Raw genomic sequence first — 20,110 nt, forward strand, 5'->3', positions numbered from 1 at the left:
CACCCAACCAATGCCCAGCCTTAGTGCTGGGCTTTTTTATGGAATAATTATGGCTACTACACCAACCAATAACGCTGTCCCGAGTGAGTCACCGCGCGATCTGAAATTTAATGCCGGGAAGATTGACGAATTCGTTAACCAGATGGCCCCTAATTTTAAATATACGGACAGATTTGGTAATGAGCATTTAACCATCGCCGGTATTGAAAATTTAGCCCGCCAGATTATCGGCACGCTTGGATGGGTGCCATTCGGCACGTTTGAGGATGGCGCAACGCTTACAGACACCACACAAACCCTGAAATATGACGCGGACGGCAATTATTACCGCTGGGATGGGGATTTCCCCAAAGCCGTTCCTGTTGGCTCTACTCCGGATAGCGCCGGAGGGGTAGCGCAAGGGGCATGGGTGAATGTCAGTGATCTGACTCTCCGTACCGCGCTAGCTAGCAGTGACGTGGGAGGCGGTGGATCGCTTGTGGCCTTGGAGTATGGGGGGACGGTGCAAGATGTAATCGATGATGACATTGGTTATTCAAAAACCACCGAACAAATAATTAATAATTTAAGCGAAAACAAAATAGCAAGATTTTTTGATGGTATTGCCACACCCGCACCGGGATTATCTGTTCCTTCAAGAGCATCGCTATCTGGAACACTTGGACGGAGTTCATTATCAAAGTCTGGCAATGCAACAATCACACTCTCGAATATTGACCCGAACGCACTGCCGGCAACTGTTGATACGGTTGTTTATGTTAACCCTGCGTGGTTAAGTGAATCCATTTTCCCGAGAGAGGCGACATTAGATGGATTTACTATTAACGGTGACTCAGCCTCAGAGAATGAGTGCGGGCTGTTTATTTTGCAGGGCCGGCGATATGCGATCAAAAACACAGAGATTTTTAACGCTAAATATAGCCTCAGATTTCAGGATATATGGCGCTCAACGATTGACTCTGTTACCGCTCATGGGGTCATTCAGCAGGAGCGCGGAACCAGTACGACATATATAAATTGTAGTGCGACAGGGCATAATGACGTTCTTGGTGCATTCCGGATGGAACACACCATGTACATGAACATGATTTCATGTGCTACGGACGCTGCGAAAAACGGGGGCTACTATTTCAATGACGTGACAGGTTCGGTCAGTGGCTGTGGCGGGGAGTTTGCGACCATCAGCTTATCCGGAGTTCATGGCCTTTTCATGAACTTCGCTTCGGGCTGCAAGATGACATTTAACGGGTGTTTTTATGCAGCAAGAGGCACCGACACGGCACCGTTGATTCATGTGGCTGGGGACAATAACCGACTAATTTACAACTCTTTCAATTGCTCTAACGCACAGAATTACTCTGGTGCGGATATCCGTATTTCAGGAAACGGAAATACCGTCGTGTTTAACCAGTGCGTGTTCGGAATGGGGCGCACACTTCCTCGTGTTCACATAGAATTTGGGTCAACAAGCATCGTTATAGTAAATACGGCTGACGGGAATCAGCACATATACTATGCATCAGCATCAGAATCGGTTTTACTTGCACGTCATGAGCAGATGTTTTTATCCGGAACGTTGTCGCCGATTATCAGGGCTGGCGCAACGCAATTCACAACCACCACGGCAGAATGTGATTATGATAAAAACGCAGGGGTAATGACGGTTCAGATGAGACTGAAAGTGTCATCTTTGAACGGTGCTTCAGGCAGTGTAAACGTCACTGGATTGCCGGGGACATTGCGAAAAAACACAGTGATAAATGTCGGTTACTTCGCTGGTTGCCGCGCAGGGATATCATCTCTGTATGCTTCCGTAGATACTCAGTCTGAACAAATAAACTTTTTTTATGGAAATAATGGCTCCGTTAGCCCATTAACTGTTGCTGATATAACCGCTTCTTTCGATATCATCCTCAGTTATACCCAAATCGCGTTCAACTCAAAATATCATTTGCAGTGATTTCTGTGACGCTGGCGTGTCGTACTGTGCCAGGTTGTGACGTGATGTGCCAAGGATGGCTACCCGATCCAGTCGGCCCATGCCTGCATCATCTCTTTGCGCTTGTCGAGGTATTGGGCGTGATTATAGATGCCGCGTATAGTGCCGCTGGTTGCATGCGCTAATTGCTTTTCAATCACATCAGCGGGCCATCCCTGCTCATTCAGTATTGTGCTGAACTGGTGCCGGAATCCGTGCCCGCTAGCCAGACCCTCATAGCCGATTTGTTTGATGACGAGCAGCACAGCGTTTTCGCTTATCGGCTTTCTTTTATCGTTCCTGCCAGCAAATACAAATTCAGAGATATCAGTGATGGGCTTAAGCGTGCGCAGCAATGCGGCCACTTGGGTAGACATTGGCACAAGATGAATTTTCCTGCTCTTCATCTCTTCCTCTTCGATTGTGATCATCATGTTTTCAAAATCGACGTACCGCCATTTCATCGAGCGAAGTTCTTTGGTTCGCATGGCTGTGTATTGCAAAACCTGTGTGGCGATGCGAGAAACCGTGCTGCCTGAGTATGTCGCAAGAGCTACGTTAAATGCTGGTATCTGCTCTGCCGGCAGGAACGGGAAGTTCTTCTTTCTGTATCCTCGCATTGCGCCCGCAAGGTCAGGAGATGGATTGTACTTTGCTCGGCCTGTACTAATTGCGTAGCTGAAAACCTCACCAATGCGCCGACGTGCTTTATTTGCCCGCTCCATTGCTCCACGCTCTTCAAACCTGCGTATCACTGATAGCACCACCATCGGCTCTACCTCTTCCATTTTTAGGTGCCCAATGATTGGAATGATGTCATCTCTGAACATACGTTCAAGCTCTAAAGCATAGCCCTCTGACCATACCTGCCTTTTGTGCTCATACCATTCACTGAAAATGACGAAGAAAGAATCTGGCTCGCTGTCATTTTGCTTTGACTTAACCGGATCAATGCCATCGACAATCAGCTTTCTCGCGTCGTGAGCCCTATCCCTTGCTTCCTGCAGTGACATGTACGGATATTTACCCACGGTAAAAACCTTCTCTTTACCCGCCAGTTTGTACCGCAACTGCCAGACTTTTTTACCACTCACAGGCACAAAGAGATAAAGACCGTTGCTATCCAGCAGGCGATAAGGTTTGTCTTTCGGCTTGGCTGCTTCAATCTGCTTTACGGTTAGCATGGGTAAAATTATTCGGGTAAAAAATATTTACCCACTTTTTACCCATCAAGCATAGCGGTTGTCAAATTACTTTACGGAACGTTGGAGAACGTCACATTTACGCGAGCGTTGGTTTTAAAGGGATTTTGTGAACGTAGAAGGAGGTGATAGAACTTACTGATGGTGTCCCCAGCAGGAATCGAACCTGCAACTAGCCCTTAGGAGGGGCTCGTTATATCCATTTAACTATGGAGACTTCCGCGGGGCCATTATACGCATTTTGGCCGTGAGCATAAGCACAGGAATGTCCGATTGCTTAATATCACGTCAATCGATGGCAAAAAAGTGTGAAAAATGTCCGCGCGCAGGGCCGTGGCGCTGAGTCTCTGCACCGTAAAAACCTGCTTTTTGGCCTGCTGATTCAGTAACACACGCATTAATAAGCACTATTACGTTAGCTTTCCTCGATGAAGCGCAATAAAATGTTACACTACCAACGACCATTTCTTGTCCAAAAGTGTTCTTCGCACTCAAAGCGTTGAAACGGGTCGGGGGTATGCTATACGGTTGTAACGTGGGCGAAACGCAATTTTATCAGGGAGAATCACTATGAATAACCGTTTGAGTGGGGTGGTGCTGGCCAGTGTCATGCTGGTTGGGTGCGCCAGCTCTTCGGATAAAACAACCCAAGGGCGTTCCGACCCACTTGAGGGATTCAACCGTACCATGTTCAACTTTAACTACAATGTGCTGGATCCGTATGTCGTCCGGCCGGTAGCCGTTGCCTGGCGTGACTATGTGCCAAAACCCGCGCGTAATGGGTTGAGCAATTTCCTCAGTAACCTGGAAGAACCTGCCGCGATGGCAAACTATTTTGTATCGGGCGATCCCTATAAGGCCATGATCCACTTTAACCGTTTCTTCCTGAACACCCTGTTGGGGATGGGCGGGTTGTTCGATCTTGCCTCGGTGGCGAATCCGAAGTTGGCAAAAGAAGAGCCGCGCCGATTCGGCACTACGTTGGGAAGCTACGGTGTGGGCTATGGCCCGTACGTGGTACTGCCGGGTTATGGCAGCGCGACGCTGCGTGAAGACGGTGGCGGTATGGTTGATACACTCTATCCGGTGCTGAGTTACCTGACATTCTGGGCTTCCGCCGGTAAATGGGTCGTAGAAGGCGTAGAGACGCGTGCACAACTGCTAGATTCGGATGGCCTGCTGAGAAACTCGTCCGATCCTTACCTGATGGTGCGCGAAGCCTATTTCCAACGGCATGATTTCCTGGCGCGCGGTGGCCGTCTGGCTCCACAGCAAAATCCGAATGCCGCCGCCATCGAAGATTCTCTTCAGGAGATCGATGCGCCTGACCCGGCTCCCGCAGCCCCTGCCAAATAGCCCGTTCTCTGGCATCACATTCCAAAAGGCTCCCGGTGGAGCCTTTTGCTTTATGCCCATTTATCCGAAATAAAACACTGTAATGGCCCGAATCAGCACGGTGTTATCACCGCTTGTTAATCAATAACACTTGTATTGTTATTTTTTATTTAATTACAAAAAATGTATTTTCACTGCCTTTGTAACAATAATGTTGTGCGGATGTGCGCTGTAACACGCATTTTACACGATGGCCTGGCTAGCGTGTGGGAATGATGCACGTTCGGGATGGTTGGAGTAACGATTCACCTGCAACAACAAAATTAGAATAAACAGAGGCATAGAAGTATGAAAAAACTACAGGCTTTGGTTTTGTGCCTGAATATGGCAGGAACCGCCGTGTTGCCCGCATGGGCGGAAAGTGCCGCGGATACGGCAAAAACCACCGATGTGGTACTGATCGGTGGGGGTGTCATGAGCGCCACCCTCGGGACTTATCTTCAGGAACTGCAACCCGACTGGTCAATCACGATGGTTGAACGTCTGGATAAGGTTGCCGAAGAAAGCTCCAACGGCTGGAATAACGCAGGCACCGGACATTCGGCCTTTATGGAACTGAACTACACGCCAGAAAAAGCCGATGGTTCCATTGATATCAGTAAAGCCGTTGAGATCAGCGAAGCGTTCGAGATTTCGCGTCAATTCTGGTCTTATCAGGTCAAGAATGGCGTGCTGCACGATCCGAATCTGTTTATTAACAGCGTGCCGCACATCAGCTTTGTCTGGGGCAATGAGAACACCGCCTTCCTGAACCAGCGTTATAAGGCGTTACAGCACAGTACGCTGTTCCGTGGCATGGAATTCAGCGACGATCGCGCCACCATCCAATCCTGGGCACCTCTGGTGATGGAAGGGCGTGATCCAGCGCAGAAAGTGGCTGCAACGCGTATGCCGATTGGCACCGATGTTAATTACGGTGAAATCACGCGCCAGCTGGTTTCTGGATTACAGACGAAAAACAACTTCTCACTGCGTTTGAATGCAGAAGTGCGCGAGATCAAGCGTAATGCGGACCATACCTGGAGCATTGTCTATGCGGATTTGAAGGATGGCGAGAAAGAGCATGCCATCAATGCCAAGTTTGTCTTTATTGGCGCGGGCGGGGCGGCACTGCCGTTATTGCAAAAATCCGGTATTCCCGAAGCGGATCTCTATGGCGGCTTCCCGGTGGGCGGAGAGTTTCTGGTCACCGACAATCCTGATATTGTAAAACGTCATATGGCAAAAGTGTATGGCAAAGCCTCCGTGGGGGCGCCGCCGATGTCCGTGCCGCATCTGGATACGCGCATCTTTAACGGTAAACCCGCACTGCTGTTTGGGCCTTTTGCGACGTTCTCCAGCAAGTTCCTGAAAAATGGTTCACTGTGGGATTTGCCAGGCTCAGTCTCGCTGTCAAACCTGATGCCGATGACGCATGTCGGGCTGGATAATTTCGATCTGGTCAAATACCTGATCGGACAAGTGATGATGGATGATGACGATCGCTTCGCCGCATTAAAAGAGTATTTCCCCGACGCGAAACAGGAAGACTGGCGCTTGGCGGTGGCTGGACAACGGGTGCAGGTTATCAAGAAAGATGCGGACAAAGGCGGTGTGCTGAAGCTGGGCACCGAGATTGTCAGCTCGCAGGATGGCACCATCGCTGCGCTGCTGGGCGCTTCTCCGGGGGCGTCAACCGCAGCACCGATCATGCTAAGTTTGCTGGAAAAAGTGTTTAAGCAACAGGTAGCAACGCCAGAATGGCAGGGCAAACTGAAAGCGATCGTGCCGTCTTACGGTAAGAAACTGGACGGTGATATCGATCTCACCAACCAGATCCGCCGCTACACCAGCGACACGCTACACCTGAACTACATTGAAGTGAAGCCAGAGTAACACAGCGCAAGCTGTAGTGCTTTACGCAAAAAAAGAAAGGCCGCAAATGCGGCCTTTCGTGTCGATCGCTACTGGGGATTAGAACGTGTAGTTCAGGTTAACGCCGTAGAGCCAGGCGCGGCCTTTGGAACTGAAGTTGTACTCGGCAGAAGGTACTGGACCGATCGCAGGTGTGTGTTCAGTGATATTCACGCTCTTACCGTGCATATAGGATACGCCAACATCCACGGACATATCTTTGTTAAACGCATAGGTTGTCCCTGCGCTTAACCAGAAACGATCCTGATCGGGAATGGAAATGGAGCGTTTATCCGCAGGAACCGGGCTGTCATCGAAGGCGATACCGGTACGGAAGGTCCAGTTATCGTCATGATAATAGGTGGTGCCGATAGCCAAACGATAGGCGTCGCGGAAACCCTCTTGTTTCTCAAACAACGTGTTGCCGCTATTGTTGGTTGCTCTTAGCTCTTTAAAGGCGCTCCAACTGGTTAATGCCATGCTGTAGTGCACTGCCCATTGTGGTGCGACACGGTGATACGCAGAAACTTCCCACATTTCAGGCAGGTTCAACGTTAACTTGCCAGGAATTGTATTGCCACCCGTGGAAAGGCCGCTGAAGTCACCTTTAAAGTCGATATCTACTTTTGAACGGTAAGTGAAGCCGAAACGGTTATTTTTATCGACTTCGTATAAAATGCCTGCATTCCAACCGTAGCCCCATTCTTTACCTTCAAGCCGTAATAACTCGGTGGATGCTGGACGGCCTATACTTGCGCCGGCTGCACCAAGATGACGCACAATAGTCGCATCGGCATAAACCGCATTGACACCCAAGCCAAAGCTGAAGTGTTGATTCAGACGGTAGGCTGCGCTCAGGTTAAGGTTCGAAGTGACCAAATCCGTTTTGCCGCCAATTGAGCCAGCCGTATAGTTCTTGTTAAACTCTGTCGCTAACCCATAGTTAGTGGTTGCTGATGCACCGACAGCCCATTGCTCGTTTAGGGGCATAATCAGGTGCATGTTCGGCACCCAAGCGTGTGGTGCGATATTTTTCGCACTGGCATCAGTGCCTGACGCGCTCTTACCGGAAAGATCAATATCTGGATTAATATACGTCACGCCACCAGAAACCGTGGTGCGATCGAACATTGTCATGGTGGCGGGGTTGCGGCTGCCGGATGTCGCATTATCGGCCACGGCACCTTCGCCAGAAAACGCACGCCCCAACCCGGATGAAGAGTATTCATTGAGTTGAAAGCCTGCGGCGGAAACTTGTGCGGAAACCAGTGCCACTGCTATCGCTACTGCGGAGTGTTTAAACAGGTTTTTCTGGCTCATGACCAAAACCTCATCGTGTACTTGTTATTTGACTTTGTTACATACCGTAACAAGGGACGCGCATTGTAGGGGGCGCAGATGGACTGACAAATCAGACCAGTTGGCGAAAGTATAAGTGGGGAGTATGGAAATGTTGCAAGTTTGTGTTCGAAATATTTCTATATTGATGTAAAAACCAGATCCAGTTAACACATTCGTTAAGAAAAACGCAGTCTAAGGTGAGTTATTTTACCTAACAATAACAAAGCGATGTGAGCTTGATCACTAAATGCCCTTACATGCAGTAAGTTCTAGTGCTTGGTGAGAGTGCCGAGTAAAATAGCGGGAAAAGTGATATTTTTGAACCGGATCAAATCTGCCCGGGCAGATCGTTACCCGTAGAGGAAAAGCATCATGACAAACGCGATAAATAAATGTTCTGCTGAAGAAACCGCCGCTTGCTGTTGTGTGGATGTCGGTACGGTAATGGACAACACCGACTGCACGGCATCTTACAGCAAAGTGTTTGCTGACCGTGCCGCCGCGCAGGCCACGTTAACGGCGCTGACAGAAAAAGCCCGTGCAGTAGAATCTGAGCCGTGCCAGATCGACAGTCGTTTTGCTGACGTAACAGATGGCGTACAGCTGGATATCGATTTTACGTTCAGCTGCCAGGCTGAAACGCTGATTTTCCAACTGGGACTGCGTTAAGCCTCCTGGTGATGACGTGCGGTGCTGCGCGCCGCACGTTGTGTTTATCTCCTTTTTTTGTACCCACTTTTCGTCTTGCCATCCCCTTTCCGATACCAACACCTCCCACACATAGCGTGCACTCGCATTTTGTAGTGAATGGGTTTGCTTAATGTAATGCTCTGGTTAACACTCTATTCAGGTCTGACCTGTTAGAACATATACTTAATTCTCTGTTTACAGGAGTGTTTATGAGCGAGGTGTTACCCCTGATAACCCGCAGCGGCGAACGGGTCGCGATCGTCAGTGGATTGCGCACGCCTTTTGCTCGTCAAGCGACCGCGTATCGCGGTATTCCCGCCATGGATTTAGGCAAAATGGTGGTGAGCGAGCTGTTGATCCGCTATGGCATCGATCCCAAGTGGGTCGATCTGCTGGTGTTTGGTCAGGTAGTACAAATGCCGGCTGCACCCAATATTGCGCGCGAAATTGTGCTGGGTACCGGAATGTGTGTGCATACCGATGCCTATACCGTTTCCCGCGCTTGCGCCACCAGCTTCCAGTCTGTGGTCAATGTGGCTGAAAGCATTATGGCGGGCACTGCGCACGTGGGAATTGCGGGGGGAGCCGACACGTTCTCACTGCCACCGATCGGCGTAACCAAAAATCTGGCGATGACGCTGCTGGATCTCAGCAAAGCCCGCACGTTGGGGCAACGGCTCAAATTGCTGTCGCGCTTGCGTCCGCGCGACCTGTTGCCAGTCTCCCCTCCGGTGGCTGAGTACTCCACGGGGCTGCGTATGGGGGATACCGCAGAGCAGATGGCAAAAACCTACGGCATTTCCCGCGCCGACCAGGATGCTTTTGCACATCGTTCGCACCGGCTGGCGGCAAAAACCTGGCAACAAGGCGTGCTGCACCAAGAGGTGATGACTGCTTACGTGCCGCCGTACCGCCAAACGCTCAAAGAAGATAACAACGTGCGCCATGATTCTACGCTGGAGCAGTACGCCCGTTTATCGCCCGCGTTTGATCGTCTGCACGGTTCGGTCACCGCAGCCAACAGCTCTCCGCTTACCGACGGTGCGGCTGCCGTGTTGCTCATGAGCGAAGGAAAGGCGCGCAGTCTCGGGCTAACGCCGCTGGGCTACCTGAAAAGTTATGCGTTTACTGCCATTGGTGTTCAGCAAGATATGCTGTTGGGACCGGCATATGCCACGCCGCTGGCGTTGGATCGCGCGGGTCTTAGCCTTGGCGATCTCACGCTGATTGATATGCACGAAGCGTTTGCAGCGCAGACGCTGGCCAACATCAAACTGTTCGCCAGCGCTGATTTTGCACGGGATAAACTGGGGCGCACCTCGGCATTGGGAGACGTGGACATGGACAAATTCAACGTGCTGGGCGGGTCGATTGCTTACGGTCATCCGTTTGCGGCTACAGGTGCAAGGATGATTACGCAGACTCTGCATGAGTTACAACGGCGCGGCGGCGGGTTTGGACTGGTTACCGCCTGTGCGGCGGGGGGGCTGGGGGCTGCCATGGTTCTGGAGGTCACACCATGAAACACGTGCACGCTGTTGAGCAAGCACCGGGCGAGGCAGAGACAATTCCCTCGGCGTTTTCGCTGCATATTCGACCAGATAATATCGCCGTGATTGCCATGGATGTGCCGGGCGAGAAGATGAACACCTTGAAAAGCGCCTTTGCGGAACAAGTGCAAACGGTGCTTCGTCAGGCGCAACAACATGCATCACTGCGTGGCGTCATTTTGATATCCGGCAAGCCCGACTCGTTTATTGTGGGCGCGGATATCACCATGCTTGATGCCTGCTCGCGGGCAGAAGAGGCGGAAGCGTTGGCGCGACAAGGGCAAGAAACGTTTGCCGCTTTTGGCGACCTGCCTTTTCCTCTGGTTGCGGCGATCCACGGCCCTTGTCTCGGCGGCGGGTTTGAGCTGGCGTTGGCTTGCGATTATCGTGTCTGCTCGCTGGATGACAAAACGGTACTCGGATTACCGGAAGTACAGTTGGGCTTATTGCCAGGATCGGGTGGGACACAGCGTTTGCCCAGGCTGATTGGCGTCGATCGCGCGCTGGACTTGATCTTGACGGGCCGCTCAGTAAAAGCGCGGCAGGCGCTCAAGTTGGGGATGATCGATGATGCCGTTCCCAACAGTATTTTACTGGAAACGGCGGCGGCGTTGCTGAAAAAGGGTAAGCGGCAACAGCCGGTACTGCCCTGGCGAACCCGTCTGGTGAACTGTTGGCCGGTACGTCACGTACTGTTTAAAGTGGTCAAGCAAAAGACGCGTGCCAAAACCCAGGGCAACTATCCTGCGGTCGATCGCATCATTCAGGTCGTCCGGCGGGGCATGGATAAAGGACTGGCCGAAGGGTACAAACAGGAAGCGCGCGCGTTTGGCAAATTGGTAATGACGCCAGCTTCAGCGGCGTTACGTAGCCTGTTTTTTGCTACCAATGCGTTGAAAAAACAGGCGGGAGCCTCTGCTGAACCGCGTGAGATTTACCGTATCGGCGTGATTGGTGGCGGATTAATGGGCGGCGGTATCGCCTGCGTCACCGCCCAGCGCGCACAGCTTCCGGTACGCATCAAGGATATCAACGAAGAGGGCGTCAACCACGCGTTGCGTTACAGTTGGGAATTGCTGAGTAAGCGCGTGCAGCGCAAACGCATGAAACCGGCGGAACGTCAGCGCCTGATGACGCTGGTGTCGGGCAGCACCGATTATCACGGTTTCGAATATGCCGATATCGTTGTCGAGGCGGTGTTTGAGGATCTGGCGCTCAAGCAGAACATGGTGGCAGACATCGAGCAGCACGCGCGCCCGGAAACCCTGTTTGCGTCCAACACCTCTTCCTTGCCCATACACCAAATCGCCGAACGGGCACGACGCCCCGAGCAGGTCATCGGTCTGCACTATTTCAGCCCGGTCGATAAAATGCCGCTGGTGGAAGTCATTCCTCACGCAGGCACTAGCCCAGAAACTATCGCTACCACGGTCGCCTTTGCCCGCAAGCAGGGAAAAACCGCGATTGTGGTGGCCGATAAAGCCGGTTTTTATGTTAACCGCATTCTGGCACCTTACATCAACGAGGCCGCCTATTGTCTGTTGGAAGGCGAGCCGGTGGAAACCGTGGATGCCGCGCTGGTACGCTTCGGTTTCCCTGTCGGCCCGTTAACCCTGCTCGACGAAGTGGGCATTGATGTGGCAACCAAAATAGTGCCGATACTGGTGGCAGCGTGGGGCGAGCGTTTTCAGGCTCCGGCTACCTTTGAGGCCATTTTGCAGGATGGGCGCAAAGGGCGTAAGAATGGCAAAGGATTTTACCGTTACGGTACCCAGCGTCGTTTCTGGCGCGCGCCGCGTGAAGTGGACAGCGCTATTTATCCCTTGCTGGGCGTAACGCCGAAAGCCCACCTTGATCCTGCGTTGATGGCGCAACGCTGCACGATGATGATGTTAAACGAGGCGGCGCGCTGTCTGGATGAAGGTGTGATCCAATGTGCTCGTGACGGTGACATCGGTGCGGTATTTGGCATAGGCTTTCCTCCGTTCCTGGGAGGGCCGTTCCACTACATGGATCATCTGGGGATTGATGTCGTGGTCAAAACGCTGGAAACGTTCGAGCATCAGTATGGCCCCCGTTTTGCCCCGTGCCAGCGCTTGTTGACCATGCGAGAGAATGCCGCGCGTTTTCACCCTTAATCCTTTCCCCCTTCAGGCTTGGCAGAGAAGGGGGAGTTATAGGCGTTATCAATGAGATGCGTTGTTGCAGGAAAATGGTTAAAACGTTTGAGTTATGAGCGAATAACCTGGGTGGTTAAATCACTGCTTTCTCTGGTAGGTGATATAAACAAAAAGAGAAAAGGGGTTTTTAGGCACTTCTGCTGCCATTGTCAGCAACCAGTAATAATGGCTGTGCTGCGTTTTTAAATAATGGTAATAACAACTTACATAAAACGCTCAAAATAAAGATAGATGCCGCCCAGTTGTTTAACAACGTCAGTATTTTGATAAAAAGAAAAATGAAATGAAAAAACCAAATTCAGCAATGAGCTAGGTTTTTATGCTGAGTTATTAAAACTCATAGTTTATAAAACTATTTTTTTGCGATGCGACGGTGGCAAACAGGTTGCTTTTTGCCCTGAGGGTTCGTCTAAATGGAATGGCAAGTACTGAATACTAAATTAACCTTGTGATTTGTAATGGTATTTTACCCGCATTCCCGGTGTCGGGAGCCAGGCGTGGCGCAAGTTCCCTTGCTGGCCTGTGCAAATCGGTTGACTACGGCTTCCCATCTAAGGTAAAAAAGCGGTTCGTGCTTCGGTTAAATTTGCAACAAAATGACACGTATTCACCCCGTTCAGCCTTTGTACGCATTGCGTTTTTTTTCTCGGGGAATATGCGCTAACAGCATAATATAACGAAGCTTTTTACTATAACGGTGTTATATGCAAGTGTTGATTATGCGTCATGGTGATGCAGTTCCTGACGCAGCCAGTGACGCGCTTCGCCCGCTCAGTGCGCGCGGTGTTGAAGAATCGCGTCAGATGGCTTTCTGGCTACATGACCAGAGTGTGGCCATTACGCGTGTTTTGGTGAGTCCTTATATCCGCGCCCAGCAAACCCTGTCCACCTTACGTGGTATTATTTCCCTGCCTGATCAAGACGATAGCCTACCAGAACTGACGCCGGGCGGCGATGCCGCATTTGTCAGTGATTATCTGCTGGCGTTGGCCGGTGAGGGGATCGAATCGGTGTTGATCGTCTCGCATCTGCCGTTAGTGGGGTACCTGGTGGCGGAACTCAGCCCGCAAACCGGTGCGCCGATGTTTGCCACCTCAGCGGTGGCCTGCATTACGTTGGATGCGCAGTCGGGAGCGGGGACGTTCGATTGGCAAATCAGCCCGTCACAGTTGGCGCTCAAGTCCTGATCCGAGCTTGCGCCGTCGCAAATGTCAGGCGACAGCGCACAAGCCGGGCGCATTAGCGCGACGGTTCGGTGCTCGCTTTTATTTGACCGTACGCTGCATCCAGTTCCACCAACACTAATAGCGCGGCGTCACCGCCGAACTCTTTGGGTGCCTGATGGAAAGCCAGCACGTCGGGATGCTGTGCCAACCAGAGTGGCGTTTGCTGTTTGAGAATATGCTTGCCATGGCCGTGCATCACACAGGCGCAGTAAACGTGCTCACGGCGACAGGCCGCGAGCAGTGCCCCCAGTTCTTGCTTGGCTTGCAACTGGGTTAATCCGTGCAGATCGAGAAACAAGTCCGGAGAATAGTCGCCGCGCCGCAGTTTTTTTAGCTCGTAATGGCTGCTGCCGGGGCGTACGTAACGCATGGGGCCGTCGCTGTCCAGTTGAGGCTGAAATTCGTCGGAAAAATAAAAGCTGGCATCCACTTGTTCCTGCAACGCTTTGCGCGGCGGCAGCTTTCCCTCAACCTGATGGCGCTGGGGACGGTGTACATAGGTATCCTGGCGCAGCGTTTTGGTGCCGGCCACGGAGGCGCGGAATAGCTGTGCGTCGCCATCATTCAACGCGTGTTTTTTACTCATTCGGTCACCCCGTTGTGTCTCTCTCGGTCCTTATTACGTCGGCATCTCTGTTTCCCGATGGGGCGGCCTGGCGTTAGGGCATTCATTCATACGGCATTTGTCATAAATGACATAGGGCCAGTGTAACCTGTAATAGTGCCTGCGCTAGCTTTTTAATAGCAAACCCGAAATTGCCAAAGTACAGGGAGGGCGAGTCGATTGATAGGTGACACTGAGGATTTCTGTGCGGGTGGGTGATATCTGCTGATTTGTCGTTGGCTTCATGGCAAACTAAGCGGCATTTCCTGAGGGGTGGGGTCTGTGGAGGACTAACTTGGATAAAATTTTCGTCGACGAGGCGGTCAAAGACCTGCATACCTTGCAAGACATGCTGCGCTGGGCAGTAAGCCGCTTTAACGCGGCCGATCTCTATTATGGACATGGCACCGATAACCCGTGGGATGAAGCGCTGCAATTGGTGCTGCCAACGCTGTATCTACCTCTTGATTTCCCCACGGACATGTATGGATCGCGTTTGACGTTGTCGGAGCGCCAGCGTGTGGTTGAGCGTGTTATTCGTCGCGTTAATGAACGTCTGCCAGTGGCTTACCTGACCAACAAAGCGTGGTTTTGCGGGTTGGAGTTTTTTGTTGATGAGCGCGTGTTGGTGCCGCGTTCGCCAATCGGTGAGTTGATTTCACAGCAGTTCGCTGGATTGATCGTCGATGAGCCGCAGCATATCCTCGATCTTTGTACCGGCAGCGGTTGCATCGCGATTGCGTGCGCCCATGCTTTCCCTGACGCAGAAGTGGATGCCGTCGATCTCTCTGGCGATGCGTTAGCCGTCGCCGAACGGAATATCCAGCAACACGGCCTGGAACAGCAGGTCACGCCGATTCGCTCCGATCTTTTCCGCGCGCTGCCACCGCTCACGTATGACCTGATTGTCACCAATCCCCCTTATGTGGATGCGGAAGACATGGCGGATTTGCCACAGGAGTTTCGCCGCGAACCGGAGCTGGGTCTTGCCGCGGGCAATGACGGGTTGGATCTGGTGCGCCGCATTTTGGCCTGTGCGCCAGATTACCTTAATGAGCAGGGCGTGCTGATTTGTGAAGTGGGCAACAGCATGGTGCATTTGATGGATCAGTATCCAGATATCCCGTTTACCTGGCTGGAATTTGAGCACGGTGGTGACGGCGTATTTATGCTGACCAAAGATCAACTTGTGGATTGCCACAGCCATTTCGCGGCGTATCGGCAATAAACATATCGGTTGTGTCGGGTTCGTACCGGCAACATAAATCATAGTGCTTTACAGAATAGCGATGTTATACAGAAAGGAGCCGTGATGGCAGGCAACAGTATTGGCCAGTTTTTCCGCGTCACCACGTTCGGCGAATCTCACGGTATTGCGTTGGGATGTATCGTTGATGGTGTACCGCCGGGCATTCCGCTGACTGAAGCGGATCTGCAACACGATTTGGATCGCCGTCGCCCTGGCACCTCGCGTTATACCACTCAGCGCCGCGAGCCGGATCAGGTGCGTATTTTATCCGGCGTGTTTGAAGGGGTCACCACGGGTACCAGTATTGGCCTGATCATCGAAAATACCGATCAGCGCTCTCAGGATTACAGTGCGATCAAGGACGTGTTCCGTCCCGGTCATGCCGATTATACCTACGAACAAAAATATGGCGTGCGTGACTATCGCGGCGGCGGTCGCTCGTCGGCCCGTGAAACTGCCATGCGCGTGGCCGCTGGCGCCATTGCCAAAAAATACCTGCACATGACACACGGCGTTCAGGTGCGTGGCTATCTGTCGCAGATGGGCGATGTCACCTGCGAACTGAAAGACTGGGATATCGTTGAGCAAAACCCGTTTTTCTGCCCTGATGCCGACAAGATCGATGCACTGGATGAATTAATGCGTGCCCTGAAAAAAGAGGGTGACTCTATCGGTGCCAAGGTTAGCGTTGTCGCCGAATCGGTGCCCGCTGGCTTGGGTGAGCCCGTGTTCGACCGTTTGGATGCCGATCTGGCCCACGCATTGATGAGCATCAACGCCGTAAAAGGCGTGGAAATCGGCGATGGATTTGCGGTTGTTACCAAACGCGGCAGCGAAAACCGTGACGAAATTACGCCGCAGGGATTCCAGAGTAACCATGCGGGCGGTGTATTGGGGGGCATCAGCAGCGGGCAGGCCATTGTCGCGCATCTGGCGCTGAAACCCACCTCGAGCATCACGGTGCCGGGGAAAACCATCAACCGCCAGGGTGAAGCAACGGAAATGATCACCCGTGGACGTCACGATCCCTGCGTGGGTATCCGTGCGGTGCCGATTGCAGAGGCAATGATGGCGATTGTATTGATGGATCATCTGTTGCGTCAGCGCGCTCAGTGCGCGGACGTCGTGAGTCAGGTTCCTCGTTGGTAAACTAAACATGAAAAAAGCGTGGGTGGGGGCCATTGCCGTGCTGTTGAGCACGGGCGTATGGGCAAAAACCCCGTGGCAAGAGATCGCGCATCCGGTGCCGGGTACGGCGCAGGCCATTGGCGCGTTCTCTAACGGCTGTATTGTCGGTGCGCAGCCGTTGCCGTTGGAATCCGTGAATTATCAGGTGATGCGTGTCGATCAACGCCGTTATTTCGGTCATCCGGATTTGCTGGCGTTTATCACGCGCCTGAGCGCCAAGGTCAAAAAGCAGACGGGCGGTATTGTGCTAGTGGGCGATATGGGCATGCCGGCAGGCGGTCGATTCAGCAGCGGCCATGCCAGCCACCAGTCCGGTCTGGATGCGGATATTTGGCTACAGATGCCGCTGCAACGGTGGACGGCACAGCAACTCCTGAAACCGCAGCCTATCGATTTGGTCGCAGCCAATGGTCGTCAGATTAACCCACGCCAGTGGCAACCGCAGGTGACCGCGTTGATCAAGCTGGCGGCGCAGGATTCTGAGGTCACCCGCATCTTCGTCAACCCGGCCATCAAGAAACAACTGTGTCAGGAAGCAGGGCAGGATCGCGACTGGCTGCGTAAAGTGCGCCCTTGGTTTGCGCATCGGGCGCATATGCACGTGCGGTTACGCTGCCCGGCAGACAGTCTGGAATGTCAGGATCAGGACGCGCCTCCCGCTGGTGATGGTTGCGGTGCCGAGTTGAGCAGTTGGTTTACGCCACGCCAGCCGACCCCTGAAGCGCCAGTGAAAACGCCACCTCCGCTACCGGCCTCGTGCCAGGCATTACTCGATAAACATCTGTTGGTGAACTAAGTCATGGAATGGTTTTTAGTCAGCCCCGAAATGCTCGGGGTGTTGTTTGCTTTTGCTGCACTTGCCGGTTTTATCGATTCTATCGCGGGGGGAGGCGGGTTACTCAGTATTCCTATTCTGCTCTCGGCGGGGTTAAGTCCGGCGCAGGCGCTGGCAACCAATAAACTGCAAGCGGTCGGTGGCTCTTTTTCTGCCAGCCTCTACTTTGTCCGCCAGCGCGCTGTGAAGTTAAGTGAACAGAAGCTGCCTATTGCCTTGACGTTTGTCGGTTCAACGTTCGGTGCCTGGCTGATTCAGCAGATTCACGCGGATTTTTTGCGCCAGATCCTGCCCGTTCTGGTGATCGGTATCGGGCTCTATTTTCTGTTAATGCCGAAAATCGGTGAAGAAGACCGTCAGAAACGCTTGTCGGGCCTTCCATTTGCGTTTTTGGCGGGCGGGTGCGTCGGGTTCTACGATGGTTTCTTTGGTCCCGGTGCCGGTTCTTTTTACGCGCTGGCGTTTGTCACACTCAGTGGTTTCAGTCTGCCTAAAGCCACGGCGCACGCCAAGGTGCTTAATTTCACGTCCAATTTTGGCGGGCTGCTGTTCTTTATTCTCGGCGGTCAGGTGGTTTGGGGCGTTGGTCTGGTGATGCTGGTCGGGCAGGTATTGGGGGCTCGTCTCGGGGCTCGCATGGTGCTCAATAAGGGGCAAACGCTGATCCGCCCGATGCTGGTGATTGTGTCTGCCTGTATGAGCGTGAAGTTGATTTATGATAACCACGGCAGCGATATTGCCCAATGGATAGGACATCTCTGGTCATGACCACCTCTAGCGTAAGCACTACGCACGATTACCGCGATCTCATTACCTTGTTCGCACAGTGCTTTGAGCAGGACTATAACACCCGGCTGGTGAAAGGGGATGATGAGCCTATTTATCTCCCCGCTGATGAACAGTTTCCCTATCATCGTATCGTGTTCGCCCATGGGTTTTATGCCAGCGCATTCCATGAAATTTCGCACTGGTGCATTGCCGGTGAAGCGCGACGCAAGCGGGTGGACTTTGGCTATTGGTACTGCCCGGATGGCCGCGACGCGGCAACGCAAGGGCAGTTCGAGCAGGTAGAAATCAAGCCACAGGCGTTTGACTGGCTGTTTTGTGTGGCATCGGGCTTTCCCTTTAATGTCAGTTGCGACAATCTGGAAGGGGATATTGAGCCGGATCGCATCGCGTTTCAGCGTACTGTACATGCACAAGTGATGGTCTATCTCGAGCAGGGTATTCCGGCTCGCCCATTGCGCTTTATTCGTGCATTACAATCGTTTTACAATACGCCGCCATTGACGGCGGAGCAGTTCCCGTATCCCGCCGATCTGAGCTGATGCGGATAAACGTTAATAGTGAGGATGTGAGATGATCGCAGAATGTGAGGCGCGTATTCTTGCGCTGATTGATGATATGGTAGAGCATGCCAGCGATGATGAACTTTTTGCCGGTGGCTACCTGCGCGGTCATTTGACGCTGGCGGTGGCAGAAGCCGAAGAGCAGGGCGACACCACGGTTCAGGCGCTCTATCAGCGTGTTTGCGACAGTGTACAGCAAGCGATTAAAAACGGTGAGCTTTCGCCGCCGGATCAGCTATTGGTCAATGGTATGTGGGACGATTTATTTCAGCGCGCCGCTAACATTAACTGATCCTTTCTTTGTTTTCGATTCCGCCACTGTCTACCCACCGTCAGTGGCGGATAACGCGGTTACACCGCGCGGCCTTTCAGCAGCTTTCTCACCCAAAAACGATTTGGATTCAATGCGGCGAGCGTTGGCGCATCGAGCGGCAGCGGTTCACCGTACAGTTGCCCAGCCAGAATTTCAGCCGCTAACGGGGCTGAGCACAATCCACGCGATCCCAGCGCACCGATCACGAACAGGTCCGCATGAACTGGAGCTGTGGCAACACGCTCTGGCGTATGCTGCTGTACGTCAAGTGACGCGTATTGCGCTAGCGTCTGTGCGTGATCCGGAGCGGCACCGAGCAGCGGCAGGTGATCGCGCGTGGCACAGCGCACGCCTTGACGCGCAGCGTTGCCGCTGACGTCGATGTCATTCACCCACGCGGCCTCGGGCAAGCAGGCCGCAAGGCGTTGGTGGTTTTCTTGCTGCTCGTCTGCGCTAAACGCAGTGGTAACCACACCTCGCTGGTAGCTGGCACCGATACAGTGTTGCTGATGACGAGGGCTGACAGGGGTTAGATAACCATCGTAGCAAAGAACGCGTTGCAAGCCTTGTAGCACTGGCGTGGTCGGGATATGACTCACTTGGCCGCGCACCGCATAGCAGGGGAGGTGCTGAGTTTGCGACCAGTCGCTGAGCTGGTGTCCATTTGCCAGGATCACCACAGGATGGGCTTTTTGCTGCCCGTTTGCCAACCTCAGTTGCCAGCCGGAGGCCTTTTTTTCCAGCGCAGCGACGCGGGTCGCAAAATGCACCACCAACCCGAGCGATTGCGCGTGTTTCAGCGCATGGGTTGTCAACTCTGCCGGACATAACCAGCCACCCTCGGCATAGTTCAGTCCTGAAAAACCAATCGCTAATCCGGCGGTTGCGTCCATGTCATCAGCGCTGAGCGGCATAACCACCTCTGTCGGCCAGTTGCCATGCAAGATTTGCGTGATTTTGCGCGCACTTTTTTCATCGTAGGCAATTTGATTCACACCGCACCAGTCATGCTCATAGGCGATGCCGTCTTGCAGTAGTGAGTCGTACTGGCGGCGGGCAAAACCAAAAGCGGTGGCGAAAAAACGGGAAAGCGCATCGTGTTTGTCGTTGAGTAACG

Annotated in this window: 17 protein-coding genes and 1 tRNA gene; 13 read left to right on the forward strand and 5 right to left on the reverse strand. The window is 52.8% G+C overall.

Going from position 1 to position 20,110, the window contains the following annotated elements:
- Positions 1–49: 49 nt before the first annotated feature.
- Positions 50–1,960 (forward strand): hypothetical protein, encoded by a 1,911-nt coding sequence (locus J5224_RS01450; protein WP_264623649.1) that lies wholly within the window; start codon positions 50–52, stop codon positions 1,958–1,960.
- Positions 1,961–2,019: 59 nt separating this feature from the next.
- Here J5224_RS01450 and J5224_RS01455 read toward each other — a convergent pair whose 3' ends face one another.
- Both J5224_RS01455 and J5224_RS01460 read right to left on the reverse strand, forming a co-directional pair.
- Positions 2,020–3,162: a tyrosine-type recombinase/integrase gene (locus tag J5224_RS01455; protein WP_264623650.1), complete on the reverse strand. Its 1,143-nt coding sequence runs from the start codon at positions 3,160–3,162 to the stop codon at positions 2,020–2,022.
- Between the two features lie 160 nt (positions 3,163–3,322).
- A tRNA-Arg gene (locus J5224_RS01460) sits at positions 3,323–3,397 on the reverse strand.
- A gap of 353 nt (positions 3,398–3,750) precedes the next feature.
- Here J5224_RS01460 and mlaA point away from each other — a divergent pair.
- Positions 3,751–4,536, forward strand: coding sequence for a phospholipid-binding lipoprotein MlaA (mlaA, locus tag J5224_RS01465; protein ID WP_264623651.1), 786 nt, complete (start codon positions 3,751–3,753; stop codon positions 4,534–4,536).
- Positions 4,537–4,863: 327 nt separating this feature from the next.
- Entirely contained in the window at positions 4,864–6,450 is a 1,587-nt protein-coding gene (gene mqo / locus J5224_RS01470; RefSeq protein ID WP_264623652.1) for a malate dehydrogenase (quinone), read from the forward strand.
- Between the two features lie 78 nt (positions 6,451–6,528).
- Here mqo and fadL read toward each other — a convergent pair whose 3' ends face one another.
- On the reverse strand, positions 6,529–7,788 hold the full coding sequence (gene fadL, locus J5224_RS01475) for a long-chain fatty acid transporter FadL (RefSeq protein ID WP_264623653.1): 1,260 nt from the start codon (positions 7,786–7,788) through the stop codon (positions 6,529–6,531).
- A 393-nt stretch (positions 7,789–8,181) separates the two neighbouring features.
- Between fadL and J5224_RS01480 the strand changes: the two genes are divergently transcribed.
- From J5224_RS01480 to sixA, 4 genes are all read left to right on the forward strand, one after another.
- Complete coding sequence (locus tag J5224_RS01480; protein WP_264623654.1) at positions 8,182–8,478, forward strand: YfcZ/YiiS family protein; 297 nt, start codon at positions 8,182–8,184, stop codon at positions 8,476–8,478.
- A gap of 230 nt (positions 8,479–8,708) precedes the next feature.
- A complete protein-coding gene (gene fadI, locus J5224_RS01485; RefSeq protein WP_264623655.1) occupies positions 8,709–10,022 on the forward strand; it encodes an acetyl-CoA C-acyltransferase FadI in 1,314 nt (437 codons plus the stop codon).
- Positions 10,019–12,187 (forward strand): fatty acid oxidation complex subunit alpha FadJ, encoded by a 2,169-nt coding sequence (fadJ, locus tag J5224_RS01490; protein WP_264623656.1) that lies wholly within the window; start codon positions 10,019–10,021, stop codon positions 12,185–12,187. Before fadI ends, fadJ begins: the two co-directional genes overlap by 4 nt.
- A 746-nt stretch (positions 12,188–12,933) precedes the next feature.
- On the forward strand, positions 12,934–13,416 hold the full coding sequence (gene sixA, locus J5224_RS01495) for a phosphohistidine phosphatase SixA (protein ID WP_264623657.1): 483 nt from the start codon (positions 12,934–12,936) through the stop codon (positions 13,414–13,416).
- A 52-nt stretch (positions 13,417–13,468) separates the two neighbouring features.
- On the opposite strand, the gene smrB is transcribed toward sixA, so the two are convergent.
- Positions 13,469–14,041, reverse strand: coding sequence for an endonuclease SmrB (gene smrB / locus J5224_RS01500; protein WP_264623658.1), 573 nt, complete (start codon positions 14,039–14,041; stop codon positions 13,469–13,471).
- A 313-nt stretch (positions 14,042–14,354) separates the two neighbouring features.
- Between smrB and prmB the strand changes: the two genes are divergently transcribed.
- The 6 genes from prmB to J5224_RS01530 all read left to right on the forward strand — a co-directional run bounded on the left by prmB (position 14,355) and on the right by J5224_RS01530 (position 18,972).
- Positions 14,355–15,287 carry a 50S ribosomal protein L3 N(5)-glutamine methyltransferase gene (prmB, locus tag J5224_RS01505; RefSeq protein ID WP_264623659.1) on the forward strand — a complete coding sequence of 311 codons (933 nt, stop codon included), beginning with the start codon at positions 14,355–14,357 and terminating at the stop codon, positions 15,285–15,287.
- 84 nt (positions 15,288–15,371) lie between these two features.
- Complete coding sequence (gene aroC, locus J5224_RS01510; RefSeq protein ID WP_264623660.1) at positions 15,372–16,457, forward strand: chorismate synthase; 1,086 nt, start codon at positions 15,372–15,374, stop codon at positions 16,455–16,457.
- 7 nt (positions 16,458–16,464) lie between these two features.
- Positions 16,465–17,292 (forward strand): penicillin-insensitive murein endopeptidase, encoded by an 828-nt coding sequence (mepA, locus tag J5224_RS01515; protein ID WP_264623661.1) that lies wholly within the window; start codon positions 16,465–16,467, stop codon positions 17,290–17,292.
- A 3-nt stretch (positions 17,293–17,295) separates the two neighbouring features.
- Positions 17,296–18,099 (forward strand): sulfite exporter TauE/SafE family protein, encoded by an 804-nt coding sequence (locus tag J5224_RS01520; protein ID WP_264623662.1) that lies wholly within the window; start codon positions 17,296–17,298, stop codon positions 18,097–18,099.
- A complete protein-coding gene (locus J5224_RS01525; protein ID WP_264623663.1) occupies positions 18,096–18,659 on the forward strand; it encodes an elongation factor P hydroxylase in 564 nt (187 codons plus the stop codon). Before J5224_RS01520 ends, J5224_RS01525 begins: the two co-directional genes overlap by 4 nt.
- 31 nt (positions 18,660–18,690) lie before the next feature.
- Complete coding sequence (locus J5224_RS01530; protein WP_264623664.1) at positions 18,691–18,972, forward strand: YfcL family protein; 282 nt, start codon at positions 18,691–18,693, stop codon at positions 18,970–18,972.
- Between the two features lie 59 nt (positions 18,973–19,031).
- Here the strand turns inward: J5224_RS01530 and mnmC are convergent.
- Positions 19,032–20,110 (reverse strand): FAD-dependent 5-carboxymethylaminomethyl-2-thiouridine(34) oxidoreductase MnmC (mnmC, locus tag J5224_RS01535; RefSeq protein WP_264623665.1); only part of this gene is annotated, 1,079 nt, incomplete at its 5' end.

Source organism: Candidatus Symbiopectobacterium sp. NZEC135 (assembly GCF_025962695.1).

Bases quoted from the DNA above. Each gene is read 5' to 3' on its own strand.
- J5224_RS01450 (WP_264623649.1), top strand. From the start codon at position 50: ATGGCTACTACACCAACCAATAACGCTGTCCCGAGTGAGTCACCGCGC.
- J5224_RS01455 (WP_264623650.1), bottom strand. From the start codon at position 3,162: ATGCTAACCGTAAAGCAGATTGAAGCAGCCAAGCCGAAAGACAAACCT.
- mlaA (WP_264623651.1), top strand. From the start codon at position 3,751: ATGAATAACCGTTTGAGTGGGGTGGTGCTGGCCAGTGTCATGCTGGTT.
- mqo (WP_264623652.1), top strand. From the start codon at position 4,864: ATGAAAAAACTACAGGCTTTGGTTTTGTGCCTGAATATGGCAGGAACC.
- fadL (WP_264623653.1), bottom strand. From the start codon at position 7,788: ATGAGCCAGAAAAACCTGTTTAAACACTCCGCAGTAGCGATAGCAGTG.
- J5224_RS01480 (WP_264623654.1), top strand. From the start codon at position 8,182: ATGACAAACGCGATAAATAAATGTTCTGCTGAAGAAACCGCCGCTTGC.
- fadI (WP_264623655.1), top strand. From the start codon at position 8,709: ATGAGCGAGGTGTTACCCCTGATAACCCGCAGCGGCGAACGGGTCGCG.
- fadJ (WP_264623656.1), top strand. From the start codon at position 10,019: ATGAAACACGTGCACGCTGTTGAGCAAGCACCGGGCGAGGCAGAGACA.
- sixA (WP_264623657.1), top strand. From the start codon at position 12,934: ATGCAAGTGTTGATTATGCGTCATGGTGATGCAGTTCCTGACGCAGCC.
- smrB (WP_264623658.1), bottom strand. From the start codon at position 14,041: ATGAGTAAAAAACACGCGTTGAATGATGGCGACGCACAGCTATTCCGC.
- aroC (WP_264623660.1), top strand. From the start codon at position 15,372: ATGGCAGGCAACAGTATTGGCCAGTTTTTCCGCGTCACCACGTTCGGC.
- mepA (WP_264623661.1), top strand. From the start codon at position 16,465: ATGAAAAAAGCGTGGGTGGGGGCCATTGCCGTGCTGTTGAGCACGGGC.
- J5224_RS01520 (WP_264623662.1), top strand. From the start codon at position 17,296: ATGGAATGGTTTTTAGTCAGCCCCGAAATGCTCGGGGTGTTGTTTGCT.
- J5224_RS01525 (WP_264623663.1), top strand. From the start codon at position 18,096: ATGACCACCTCTAGCGTAAGCACTACGCACGATTACCGCGATCTCATT.
- J5224_RS01530 (WP_264623664.1), top strand. From the start codon at position 18,691: ATGATCGCAGAATGTGAGGCGCGTATTCTTGCGCTGATTGATGATATG.